Below are 12,499 nucleotides of genomic sequence, written 5' to 3'. Positions count from 1 at the left end.
TTATCGAATATCATAAATAAATTTTCACTTCAGAAAAATTTTCAGCTGTTCCAGATCCGGGTTAATCACCGAAGATTTATTACGAACTTTTGTGGATATACCTTGATAATTTGATTCCCAGGTCGGTCCAGATAATTTTAGGGTTTCCGTTTCTCGTTAGGTGCAGGTCAGCCGTGCTGATCTCTTCCAGAATGCTTTCAATATTGGCTCCGCTAATGAATTTTGAAAACCCGGTCCAGTTGAAGCCGTTGGCATCTATTTTTTTATACACCAAACCTTCGGACTGATAATTCTGCAGTAACGCCAGCCTGAAAATCTCGGAGCAGTAGTTTAAAAAAGTTTTCTGCTTCTCCCGGTTCCAGCCGGCAATTTCTCTTGCCCAAAGAATGATATTTTTTAAGAACTCAGGTTTCTTTTTCACCATAAATGCATCCCGTACCCACTGGATAAAAAGTTTCTCGAATTCGTCGCTTTTGCTTCCCGACTGTAAAAACCGGACAGCATCATTCAGGTTTCCCTGAGCCTGGTGGATAATTTCACCCAGCACATCATCGGAAACATTAAATTTCTTTTTGAGGTATATTTCTATATCTTCATCATTAATTCTAGGAACTTCCACAATCTGGGCTCTGGAAAGAATGGTCGGAAGCATATCATTGGTAGATTCAGCAGTTAAAAGAATGACCGTTTTTGCAGGAGGCTCTTCTAAAAACTTCAGGAATTTATTGGAGGCGGCAACGTTCATTTTGTCAGCTCTCCAGACAATCAGGATTTTGGTTCCGCCTTCAAAGCTTTTCAGAGAAAACTTCTGGTTCTGGTCATCAATTTCATCGGCAGAGATAAAAAGCTGCTTATTTTCCGACTCCAGGAAAGCAGTCCAGTCATTATAACTTGCATAGGGGAAATTCAGGATCATCTCCCTGAAATCTTCAAATTTACTTTTGCTTAACGAATTCTTGTTATCCGTAAAAACCGGAAAGCTGAAATGTAAATCCAGGTGATTCAGGTGCTCCACTTTTGAAGCAGCATGTTCATTTTCGCGACTCAGCACTTCTTTTGCATAGGCTAAAACCATCGGTAATGTACCGTAGCCTTCTTTTCCTACAAAAAGCTGGGCATGGCTCACCCTGTTTTCGGCAATACTCTCTTTCAGAAGTCTTTTCAGATTTTCCTGTCCGGCAATGTTCTCCCAATTCATGGTCCAAAGATAAAGAAATTTGCGAAAGCTGAAGTTTGAGGAATATGAATTTTGTTTCTCCGGAAGAATGGAAATTTCCTCAACGTATAATTAAAAATCAATTGCTGATAACAGGCCGCTCATTTCAGGAAAATCATTGTAAAAGCCTGTCAGCAAGGCCGATTCGTAATGAACCCATTGCCATATTTCCCCCTTAACAAACTTTAACCTCTTATAATTTTTACAATTCATTAATATTTAAGATATTTGCGCATTATTTTAAAAATAAAGAATGAAAAAAATCTTTGTACTATCATTTATATCGGTTGGCTATTTCCTGAATGCGCAGAATATAAGCAATTCGCCTTATGCAACTTATGGAATTGGAGATGTAAAGTATGATAATACGATTGAAACCACCTCTATGGGAGGTATATCAACTGCTTTTATAAGTGATTTTACAAGTAATTTCAACTTTGCAAACCCTGCAAACAACGCTAATTTCGATCTTACCAGTATCAAACTGGAAGCCACGAATGAAAACAATTACTTTAAAACAGATTATAACAATACGAAGTCTACCAAACATTCTACGTATTTATCCAATATTTCACTGGCATTTCCGTTGTCTCCGAAGCTGAAAATGGGGCTTTCCTACCAGCCGTACAGCTCAAAGAGCTACGATATTTTGCATGTAGATGAACTTACAAAAGAAGGGGTAGTATATGCTAATCGATACAACAGATTCAAAGGCAGCGGAACGATAAATACCGCCCAGATTGCTTTAGGATATAAAGTAAATGATAAATTTGCGGTAGGTGCCAGAGCTAATTACTATTTCGGGAATCTATATGACCTTAATGAACTTGCACAATCAAATGCTGAACTGATTAACGGGTACGAAACCAAAAACAGCATCAAGAATTTTAATTTTACTCTAGGCGCAAGTTATCAGAACCTGAACACAAGTACGGACAGAAAGTTCACCATCGGGGCCACTACTACCTTCGGGAATACCAGTAATATGACTACCGATTATGTGAACAGCACTTATTTTTATACTGATGCTGCACAAACTACAAAAGGTAATGAGAGTATCATTGACCGAAAAAGCTCAAGCTCTAAAAACCTTTTGCCGTTGCAGGCTTCTATCGGTGTAGGATACGGTGAGGAAAACAATTGGTTCTTATCTGTACAGGGTGATTATAAAAAAGGAGAAAGCATTGCTTACTTCGGCAACACTCTGGATCTTCAGGATTCTTACAGGATTTCTGCCGGGGGATGGTATCTGCCGAATTATAACAACTTCAGAAACTACTTATCCAGAATCGTTTACCGATACGGTGCTTTCTATGAAAAGGGAAGCTTACAGCTGGCCGGACAAAGCATCAATAAGTTCGGGATTTCCGGAGGTGTGCTCCTTCCGTTCAAAACCAGCAGTATTACGAGGATGAGTGGTCTCGAAATTGGAGTGGAACTGGGAAAAAGAGGTACCCTTAAAAACAATCTGATTAACCAGAACTACGTTAACCTGAAAGTCGGTTTCAATTTTGCTGATAAATGGTTCAGAAAGACTTTATATAACTAAGATGTCGTTTTTCAGAAACATATCATTATCATATAAAAAAAATATAGCATGCCTTTTTAGTTGTGCTATATTTTTTATCGCTACTTCCTGTGAAGAGGACCTTACCAAAGGCGCAGGCAGGCAGAGTAAAAATTTCCCTTCACAGATCATCAATAACGCCAATATTATCCAGAGGGATTCCGGTTTTGTGACCATGCGGGCCAAGGCACCGATTATTGAAAAATACGAGCTGATCGACAGCCCGTATACCGTTGCCAAAAAAGGAATCGACATTCAGTTCTTTGATAAGAAAAAACCGAAAGTCCCAGGAACCATCAAAGCGAAATACGCAAAATTTTACGACTATAAGCAGTTCTACGAAGCCAGAGGCAATGTACGGATCACTACAAATGAAAATCAGAGATTTGCGATGCAGAGCGTTTTCTGGGACCAGCGTAAAAAGCGCATCTACACCAAGGATACCGTTTATGTAACCATGGAAGACGGCTCTACGCTGATCGGAGCTCACGGAATGACCGCAAAAGACGATTTTTCGGAATATGTTTTCTACCAGAATTCCGGAGATTTCACCACGACCAAATTGTCTGAAAATAAAAAATAATCCTGCGTATGACTTTCCATTCCATCGGGCTGATGTCCGGAACCAGTTTAGACGGTCTGGATATCTGCTTTGCCAGGTTTAATAAAGAAGGCTCCTTATGGAATTTTGAAATCATAAAAGCGGAAACCCTTCCCTATCCTGCTGTCTGGGAAGAAAAGCTCAGGCACTCCATCCATCTTTCGGCAGAACAACTTCTGGAACTTCATTCGGAGTACGGCTTTTATCTGGGACAGTCTGTAAAAACTTTTATTAAAAAATATCAGATTGGGCAGATAGACCTCATTGCTTCACACGGCCATACGGTTTTTCACCAGCCTAAAAAAAAATTCACGTTACAGATTGGTGACGGAAGAGCGATTAAGTTAGAAACCGGCTTGCCTGTTATTTATGATTTCCGGAGCCAGGATGTCATGATGGGCGGAAACGGCGCCCCTTTAGTCCCGATCGGCGACCAATTGCTGTTTTCTCAGCATAGCGCCTGTCTTAATCTCGGCGGATTCTCCAATATTTCCTTAAAAGCAGATCATCAAAGGATTGCTTTTGACATTGCTCCGGTAAATATCATACTGAATCCGTTAGCTAAAATTCTGGGTAAAAACTTTGATGAAAACGGTGACCTGGCCAGATCCGGAAAAATTGATAAAGAACTATTGGCACAATTAAACGCACTGCCTTTTTATCACCGGCCTCATCCTAAATCTCTGGGTATTGAATGGTGCAACGAATCTGTTTTTCCTTTATTTGAAAATATTGAAACCTGTGACGCCTTGGCTACTTTTACAGAGCACTCTGCGGTACAGATTGCGGACGTTTTCAATAACCATCGTTTAAAAAATGTATTGTTTACAGGCGGCGGAACCTACAACCATTATTTAATTGAGAAAATCAAATCCCGTACAGCCACTGAAATTATTATTCCCGAAACGCAGATCATTGAGTATAAAGAAGCACTGATCTTTGCTTTGATGGGTGTTTTAAGGCTGAATAATGAAATCAATGTCCTTTCTTCCGCAACCGGAAGCCTGCATGACCACAGCTCGGGCATTATGCCATAAAAAAACCTTCATTGTGAAGGTTTTTTTATTATTTATAAGCTTCCATCTTATCCGTTAAAGTATTGATGAAATTCTGAAGCGGCTTCTCTACCATCATTTTGATAAATGGATTGAACTTTCCTTCAAACAGCATCTGTACTTCTGTCTGATTCTCGCTAACCGGCTTTATCGTTGCCGTTAATGAAAAGTCCAGGCTGGAACTTGCAGATTTTAAAACGGCTTTTTCGTCAGTCACTTCATCTATTTTCAAAGCAATTTCCGGCATTCCCTGTAACCCGAATTTAAATCCGTCTTCCCTTGTTTCAAACTTCTGAAGACCGTCCGGCATAAAATTTTTATAGTTTTCCGGAGATTTAAGGAGTTCTACCAATTCTTTAGATGATTTATTGACAATAATCTTTCGTCCTTCTAAATTCATTTTTTATTTTTGTATTTAAATTCTTAATTATTACAAATGTATAAAGTTTTTGTGAACGAAAAAAAATTATTACTGTCTAAGCATTCTGAAAATCTTGAAAAGACGGTTGGATACGAAAATGCCATGACCTTAGAGATTGCATTGGACCTGCTTGAAAATACATCTGTAAAAGAATTAAACGTATTTGGAGAAAACATTGACGAAATATGGACAGAGTTCCGGAATCTTTTCAGAATTATTGAAGCTGCCGGCGGTGTAGTCAATAATCCTGACGGTGATATTCTGTTCATCAAAAGATTAGGGAAATGGGACCTTCCGAAAGGCAAAATGGAAAAAGGCGAATCCCGTGAAGAGTCTGCCGTAAGGGAAATTGAGGAAGAAACAGGCCTTATGGATGTGGAGCTCGTCCGGTTTATCAATACGACCTTTCATATTTATGTGGAGAGAAACGGTGACAAAGTTCTGAAATGCACCCACTGGTTCGAAATGAATTTCAACGGTGAAGATACTTCAAAGCCTCAGACTGAAGAAGGGATTACTGAAGTGGCATGGAAAAACACCGCTCAAATTGAGGATGAAGTATTTCCAAGCACTTTCAAAAATATTATATTGATTATTAAAGAATTCTGGGATACCAAAACTAAATAAAATCAATTGATTTTTCCAAGGCAATGCCTCTGGAACCTTTTAATAAAATATTTTCAGAACGGATGGGATTCAGTTTCAGGTATTCTGTCAGTTCTGCGGTGTTTTCAAAAGCGGTTGCTGATGAATTGACCTGCCTGAAATTTTTCCCGACTGTAATAATCCGGGTAAAACCAAGTCCCTGAGCATAGGTAAGAATATTTTCATGCTCTTGTTCGCTTTCTTCTCCCAGCTCAAGCATATCACCGATAATAATGGTTTTTGAGCCTTCAAAAGTGATAAAATTATCCAGTGAAGCGATCATTGAACTGGGATTGGCATTATAGGTATCCAGGACTAATGTCCGCTCTCCTTTTTTTACCACCTGGGAGCGCATATTTGTCGGTGTATAATCTTCAATGGCCTTTTTAATGCTTTCAAAATTAATTCTGAAGTGAAGCCCAAGACTTGCCGCCGCGCAAAGATTGGTAAAATTGTATTCCCCGGTAAGTTTGGAAACGGCTTTTGTACCCTGATATGCCAACCCTACAAAATGATCTTCTGAAATTAATTCAAACTGGTAATCGGAAGTATCTTTCCCGAAGGTTACGGTTGGGGAATAGCCTTCTGTTTTTTCCGCCTGAACCGGGTCGTTTTCATTAACAATGATAGTCCGCTGGTGACTGATGAGGTAATCATACAACTCAGATTTCCCTTTGATAACGCCTTCAAATCCGCCAAAACCTTCTAAATGCGCTTTTCCGAAATTGGTAATGTACCCGAAATCCGGCTGTGAAATAGAACACAGAAGCTCTATTTCCTTCTGATGATTGGCTCCCATTTCAATAACTGCCATTTCATGTCCGGACCTGATGGAAAGGATAGTCAATGGAACCCCGATATGGTTATTAAGATTGCCTGAAGTATACTGAACATTGAACTTCTCAGAAAGAACAGCGTGGATCAATTCCTTTGTTGTTGTTTTTCCGTTGCTTCCTGTCAGCCCGACAACAGGAATCTGAAGCTGCTTTCTGTGATAAACGGCAAGTTCCTGCAGAAACTCCAGTGTAGAACGGACATAGAAAATATTTTTGGCCCTATTTTCAAAATCCTGATGTTCTACGATCACTGCCAAAGCTCCGTCGGCTACAGCCTGATCAGCTAATGTAGCAGCGTCGAAATTATCCCCCGAAAATGCAAAAAAGATGTCATTCTTTTTAATTTTCCGGCTGTCAATCGTTACTGTTCCAGATTGTAAAAACAAAGGGTAAAACTGTTCTGTATTCATGGTTCAAAAATAAAAAAACCTTCCAGAATTCCGGAAGGTTTTTTTGAAAATTATTTTGACAATATTATTTATCTTCTTGTTCTATTTTTATCGTTTGCTCTTGCATCCTGAGCTACACGGAATCCGATCCAGGCATACGCTTTGTTCTGACCCTTATATCTTCTTTGTCCCGGATCCAGCCAATAAGCGGTATCCTGCCAAGAACCTCCTTTTACCACTCTGATATCGTTAGAAACATCAGAGGTTCTTTCTTTTCTGTCTTTTTGTAAGATTACTTTTCCGCCTGCATCTACAATAAATCTTGATTTAGGAGCATTGTACATGTCGTATGAAGCAGCGGAATCAGATGCACTTCTGTAATCCAGAGAAGACATTCTGTCACCGTCTCTGTAATTTCTGTAATCCGCAATTGTTTCTCTTTCAAACTGACCCGGCAGGTTTTTATAAACCAGTCTTCCGTCTGCTAAAGTATCGTATTTGATATTGCTTTCGTCAACCATTTTGTAAGTTCCGTCTCCGTTTCTTACAACAGCCTGAGGCATGTTTCCTCTGTAATAATTAAAGTCACTGAAATCTTCATCGATGATAGGTCTGTAAACATCAGCCGTCCATTCTGAAACGTTTCCGTACATTCCGTAGATTCCTAAATCATTGGAAGGGAACTGTCTTACGTCTGAAGTCTGTGCAGCTCCGTCATTTTTCCATCCTGCGATTCCTGAATAATCACCCGCTCCCATTTTGAAGTTTTCAAGGAACATTCCTCTGCTTTTTCCTTTAGACCCTCTTAATTTCTCAATCTGAGGTTCTTTACCTAAATATCTGTTATATTCTCTGTTTTTAGCAAGGCCTAAAGCTGCATATTCCCATTCCACTTCGGTAGGAAGTCTGAATTTCTGAACCATTGCCGCATTAGGAGCTCTGTTGGCAGACAATAATCTCTGGTTGGTTGTTTTCATACCAGATTTCTGTTGCATTCTTTTCTCATTGATATATCCCTGCATTTCAGGATCATTCGACTTGAATTTATCCATGTTGAATGCCGTTCCGCCCTGGTTATTGGACTCGTTGATATATAAATCCTTGGCAATGATACCGGCCTGCATTAAAGCTTTCTCATTTGCTCTGTCTGACAACCATTCGCAGTATCTGTTAGCCTGTGTCCACGATACCCCTACTACAGGATAGTAATCAAACTCAGGAGAACGGAAATACGTCTCGTTATAATCATTTCTAGATAGTTTGTTGTCCCACAATAAGGTATCCGGCAGTGCACCGTTGTAGATTTCCTTAAAGCTCGGATCGCTTGGAGGGAATACATACTTCAACCATGTCAGGTATTCGCGGTATTCGTAGTTAGTAATTTCAGTTTCCCCGATAAAGAAAGAACTTACCTGCATCCTGCGGGGTGAGTTATTCCAATCGTGCATAACATCATCTTTCACTAATCCCATTGTAAAAGTTCCACCTTCTACATATACCATTCCCGGCCACCCTTTCTGCTTTTGTTGCTTTCCTGCAAAAAACCAACCTTGTTTTTCGTTTGGTTTCCAACCTGTTTTGCTGACAAACTTTTTAGTTCCGCCACCATTGTTAGAGCCTCCGCAACTGGTTAATGCAAGTGTAGAACTTAATGCTATTAATGAAAACAACTTTAGTTTTTTCATAGTCGATATAAATATTTTCAAAGTACAAAGAAAAAATAAATTATTCAATAAATCAAGTAAACATTTGATTTTTTTGAAAAACGTTAACAAATTAATTTTATTGTATCACTATTTAATTATAAATTTTCATTTATTTTGTAATTCAGAAATTTCAATCATCAGTATGAAACAAAAAATCTCGCTTTTATTCCTAATAAGCTTTGTATCAACACTCTGGGCTCAAAGAATCACCATTGACTGGGATGGCTCCAAAATCCGAGACTACGGCGACACAAAATTGAACCTTCCGAATTTCAAAAATGAAGGATTTTCGTTCAGCCAAAATAACATATTTATAACAACCAAACAACAGATCGGGGAAAAGCAGGTGAAAGTTTCTAATCCTGTTTGGGAAAATGTTTCGGCAAGAGATTTATTCGAAATGAGCAAAGACCTTCTTCCGGAGCGTGAGATTAAAGATGCAGTATATTATTATCTTGAAGGGCAAAAATATGCAAGCATCAATGTATCCTTGTTCAAAAAAGTCAAGGGGCAGGTTCAGAGATTGTCTTCATTTGAAATTGTGGAGACCAATCTGTCTAATGATACCGGCAGCACTTTAAAGGTCGGAACAGTTAATAATCCGCTTTCAACCGGAAATTTCTATAAAATAAGAGTGGATAAATCCGGGATCTTTAAGATTACCCGACAGTTTCTGCAGGATAACGGCATTAACCCATCTTCTGTGAATCCCAAAAATTTCAGAATTTATGGAAACGGAGGCATAATGCTTCCGGAACACAACCAGGATACTAAATACAGTGCCCTTCAGGAAAACGCCATTCAGGTGGTGGGAGAAGATGACGGCGTATGGAATGATAATGACTATGCCCTGTTCTATGCGCAGGGTCCGAATGGTTATAACCTTTATAACACTTCTAACGGAAACGGTTTTAAAAGAACTGAAACAAGAAATGAAGATAGCGAAAACGTAAAAAACATCTATGAAGACTATTCTTATTATTATATTAATTTTGACAAAGGCCCAGGAAAAAGAGTTCAGGCTGCCGATGTAAATCTGCCCTCTACTCCGCTGATCACAAGGTATGATAATTATCAGGTGATTAACAATGACCAGAAAAACCTGATGAAATTGGGCCGGACATGGGTTGAAGATACTCCTTTCATTACCGATAAAGCAGTTACTTTTACTACGGCAACACCCATACAGAGCGGCGACGTGATCCGGTACAGAGGACAGGTGGTAGCCTATAAATCCCAGAAAAATACCATTACTTTTAACATCAATAACCAGAATCCTTATCCACAGCTTATTCCCCAGCCTGATCAGGGTTCGTCCTATGAGTTTGTCCCAGTAAACTATTACGGTACCGTTACGGGAATAAGCGGAAACCAGCTTACCTTTAATCTAAAGCCTGATATTACCGTAAATCCTAACGGCACTTTCTATCCGGATTATTTTGAAGTACAGTACAAAGACAACCTGTCTTTCAACGGAACACAGATGAGCTTCAGGGATTTTTCATTGGCAAGCGGAAGCAATACCACTTACGGTTTCAGCGTATCCAATGCGTCTTCTGCAGAGCAGGTATGGGATGTTACAGACATCACCAATGCCAACAGACGGGTAAATAAAGCAGCAGGCAATACCACGTTTAACTTTGCCTATACAGCTTCCAATCCAAGCTTCAATAATGAATTTGTAGCTTTCAGAGCCGATGCAGCTTTTAGCCCTCAATTTTTAGGAAGGATTAATAACCAGAATCTTTCAGCATTGCAGAATGTAGATTACCTGATTATTACAACTCCTGAAATGATGGGACAGGCACAAAGGCTAGCTAGTTATCACCAGACGAAAAACAATTATAATGTACAGATTGTAGATACTGATAAGATCTATAATGAATTCGGAAGCGGAAGTAAGGATCTTACGGCCATAAGAGATTTTATCACAAAACTGAACACGCCACTCGGAACTTTAAAATATGTATTTATTTTAGGAGATACTTCTTATGATTTTAAAAACAGAGTAGCTAACAATTCAAATATAGTGACAAGCTACCAGAGTGAAAACTCCATGGATGTCGTGAGGTCTTTTGTTACGGATGACTACATTGTGATGACAAAACCGCAGACCAATCAGTATATAGAATTTAATTTGCCCGATGTTCCTGTAGGAAGACTTCCCGCGGCCAATGTAACGGAAGCCACCAATATGATTGATAAAACGCTGGCTTATTACAACAGCCTTTCCGGTCAGTCGACACCGTTTGGAGAATGGAAGATGAAGCTGGATTTTGTAGTAGACGATGATAATGACGGTCCGGGCGATGTGCCTTTCCACACCGTAATGAACAATTCTTTGATAAGTGTTTTTGAACAGAATAATCAGAATCTTAAAGAATATAATGTAAGGAAACTGTATCTGGATGCTTTTCCGGCACAAAGCACTGCAGGTGGACAGAGATATCCGCAGGTCAATCAGGCTATCTCCAATGATATCGGGAACAGCTTGTATTTATTCTATTTCGGACATGGAGGCATCAACGGATGGGCACAGGAAAGGGTTTTAACACTATCTGAAGTTCAGAATGCCAATAATTTCTCCAATGTATACAGCAGATTTCCGTTTGTTTCAACCATTACCTGTGAATTTACCCTTTGGGACGAGCCTGATACTTCTTCCGCAGGTGAGCAGTTTATCAAGCTGAAACAGGGAGGTCCTTCAACAATGATTACTTCCAGCCGTGCTATCGATGTAGGTTACGGAGTAGATTTTACAAATACGTATACCCGGAATATTTTTAAGTTGACCAGTGATGATTTTGAAAGTCTTGGATATGCACATTTAAATGCTAAAAAAGAGAAAGGGGCTTCATCTGAACATTTAAAAGTAAATTTTCTGGGAGATCCTGCGATGAAACTGAGCAGGCCTAAAAGATTACTGGTAATCGATAACATTGAGACTCCGGTTCCGGGACTGATCAGAGGACTGGATTTCGTGAAGGTTAAAGGCCATATCAATAATCCGAACGGTACAATTAATACTACTTTTAACGGAAGGGTTGTTATCAACATCTTTGATAAAAGATTAAACAAGCAAACTTTAAATAATGATGGAGACCTTACACCGGTTCTTCAGTATACCGAAGAAGGGAGTGCAATTGTAAAGGCATCGGGAACCGCCGTAAACGGGGTTTTCACTGTAGAATTCTATGTTCCTAAAGACATCAATTATGCTATCGGAGAAGGAAGAATTTTAGGGTATGCAGATAATAAAGCCACTGATGTTTTCAATAACCAGCCGGTACAGGTAGGCGATATCAATCCGAACGGCATCAATGACAACGAGCCGCCAAAAGTAAAGTTATATATGAACAACACCAACTTTGCAGAAGGAGGGATTACAGACCAGAATCCGATGCTGCTGGCATGCGTTACCGATGATACGGGAATTAATTCCACCGGGTCTGGTATCGGTCATGATATTACAGTATATTTGGACGGGCAAATTATCAATACCGTTGTACTGAATGATTTTTATGCTTCAGGCGAAGGAAACGGATGCCTGAGCCCAAGCCTGGCAGACTACCAAAAGGGGAATGTTACCTACCCTTTCAGGAACCTGGCAGTGGGCCAGCACCAGTTAACATTTAAAGTTTGGGATATAAACAATAATTCTACAACTGCAACGTTAAACTTTGAAGTTAAGAACGAAGCTGATCAGCACCTGGTTATTAACAGACCGCTGAACTGGCCGAATCCTTTTACCAACAAAACGTATATTCATTTTGAACATAACTGTGATGATATTCTTGATGTGAACGTTCAGATATATACAATAACAGGAAAACTGGTAAGAACTTTATCGCAGCCTGTAGTTGCAGAACCGTTCCTGCAGGGCTTCAGAACGCCGCGCCAGGCAATAGAATGGGACGGAAGAGACGATTTTGGGTCTACTGTTGCAAAAGGTACGTATATTTTTAAGATATTTGCAAAAAGTCAGAATCAAGAAAAATGCAAAGGAAGTGCTACAGCTGTAGAAAAAATGGTACTTTTGAAATAATTTAAGACGATAACAATA

General features: G+C 39.5%; 9 protein-coding genes. 5 read left to right on the top strand and 4 right to left on the bottom strand.

Features of this window, described 5'->3' with window-relative positions:
* Window positions 1-79: 79 nt before the first annotated feature.
* Entirely contained in the window at window positions 80-1,198 is a 1,119-nt protein-coding gene (locus H561_RS0104445; protein ID WP_027385925.1) for a DNA polymerase III subunit, read from the bottom strand.
* Between the two features lie 271 nt (window positions 1,199-1,469).
* On the opposite strand from H561_RS0104445, the gene H561_RS0104435 reads away from it, so the two are divergent.
* The 3 genes from H561_RS0104435 to H561_RS0104425 are packed head-to-tail and all read left to right on the top strand — an operon-like array spanning window position 1,470 to window position 4,421.
* Complete coding sequence (locus H561_RS0104435; RefSeq protein ID WP_027385924.1) at window positions 1,470-2,765, top strand: membrane protein; 1,296 nt, start codon at window positions 1,470-1,472, stop codon at window positions 2,763-2,765.
* A 1-nt stretch (window position 2,766) separates the two neighbouring features.
* Window positions 2,767-3,366 (top strand): LPS export ABC transporter periplasmic protein LptC, encoded by a 600-nt coding sequence (gene lptC, locus H561_RS0104430; protein WP_027385923.1) that lies wholly within the window; start codon window positions 2,767-2,769, stop codon window positions 3,364-3,366.
* 8 nt (window positions 3,367-3,374) lie between these two features.
* Entirely contained in the window at window positions 3,375-4,421 is a 1,047-nt protein-coding gene (locus H561_RS0104425; protein WP_027385922.1) for an anhydro-N-acetylmuramic acid kinase, read from the top strand.
* 28 nt (window positions 4,422-4,449) lie between these two features.
* On the opposite strand, the gene H561_RS0104420 is transcribed toward H561_RS0104425, so the two are convergent.
* A complete protein-coding gene (locus tag H561_RS0104420) occupies window positions 4,450-4,839 on the bottom strand; it encodes a hypothetical protein (RefSeq protein WP_027385921.1) in 390 nt (129 codons plus the stop codon).
* Between the two features lie 36 nt (window positions 4,840-4,875).
* On the opposite strand from H561_RS0104420, the gene H561_RS0104415 reads away from it, so the two are divergent.
* The gene (locus H561_RS0104415) at window positions 4,876-5,487 is read left to right on the top strand and encodes an NUDIX hydrolase (protein ID WP_027385920.1); all 612 of its coding nucleotides are present in this window, start codon (window positions 4,876-4,878) and stop codon (window positions 5,485-5,487) included.
* Here the strand turns inward: H561_RS0104415 and H561_RS0104410 are convergent.
* Together H561_RS0104410 and gldJ are read right to left on the bottom strand one after the other, a co-directional pair.
* Window positions 5,480-6,751 carry a UDP-N-acetylmuramoyl-tripeptide--D-alanyl-D-alanine ligase gene (locus H561_RS0104410; RefSeq protein WP_027385919.1) on the bottom strand — a complete coding sequence of 424 codons (1,272 nt, stop codon included), beginning with the start codon at window positions 6,749-6,751 and terminating at the stop codon, window positions 5,480-5,482. The genes H561_RS0104415 and H561_RS0104410 overlap by 8 nt on opposite strands.
* A 68-nt stretch (window positions 6,752-6,819) precedes the next feature.
* The gene (gldJ, locus tag H561_RS0104405; protein WP_027385918.1) at window positions 6,820-8,415 is read right to left on the bottom strand and encodes a gliding motility lipoprotein GldJ; all 1,596 of its coding nucleotides are present in this window, start codon (window positions 8,413-8,415) and stop codon (window positions 6,820-6,822) included.
* Between the two features lie 163 nt (window positions 8,416-8,578).
* Here gldJ and porU point away from each other — a divergent pair, with 163 nt between their 5' ends.
* Window positions 8,579-12,481 (top strand): type IX secretion system sortase PorU, encoded by a 3,903-nt coding sequence (gene porU / locus H561_RS0104400; protein WP_034761316.1) that lies wholly within the window; start codon window positions 8,579-8,581, stop codon window positions 12,479-12,481.
* The last annotated feature ends 18 nt before the right edge of the window (window positions 12,482-12,499 follow it).

Origin of the sequence: Chryseobacterium gregarium DSM 19109 (assembly GCF_000430845.1) — a bacterium.
GTDB classification, from domain to species: domain Bacteria; phylum Bacteroidota; class Bacteroidia; order Flavobacteriales; family Weeksellaceae; genus Chryseobacterium; species Chryseobacterium gregarium.
Note: the sequence above shows the minus strand (reverse complement) of the source record. Positions and strands in the feature narration are given on the sequence as shown.

Bases quoted from the DNA above. Each gene is read 5' to 3' on its own strand.
- porU (WP_034761316.1), top strand. From the start codon at position 8,579: ATGAAACAAAAAATCTCGCTTTTATTCCTAATAAGCTTTGTATCAACA.
- H561_RS0104415 (WP_027385920.1), top strand. From the start codon at position 4,876: ATGTATAAAGTTTTTGTGAACGAAAAAAAATTATTACTGTCTAAGCAT.
- H561_RS0104425 (WP_027385922.1), top strand. From the start codon at position 3,375: ATGACTTTCCATTCCATCGGGCTGATGTCCGGAACCAGTTTAGACGGT.
- H561_RS0104445 (WP_027385925.1), bottom strand. From the start codon at position 1,198: ATGAATTGGGAGAACATTGCCGGACAGGAAAATCTGAAAAGACTTCTG.
- gldJ (WP_027385918.1), bottom strand. From the start codon at position 8,415: ATGAAAAAACTAAAGTTGTTTTCATTAATAGCATTAAGTTCTACACTT.
- H561_RS0104420 (WP_027385921.1), bottom strand. From the start codon at position 4,839: ATGAATTTAGAAGGACGAAAGATTATTGTCAATAAATCATCTAAAGAA.
- H561_RS0104410 (WP_027385919.1), bottom strand. From the start codon at position 6,751: ATGAATACAGAACAGTTTTACCCTTTGTTTTTACAATCTGGAACAGTA.
- lptC (WP_027385923.1), top strand. From the start codon at position 2,767: ATGTCGTTTTTCAGAAACATATCATTATCATATAAAAAAAATATAGCA.
- H561_RS0104435 (WP_027385924.1), top strand. From the start codon at position 1,470: ATGAAAAAAATCTTTGTACTATCATTTATATCGGTTGGCTATTTCCTG.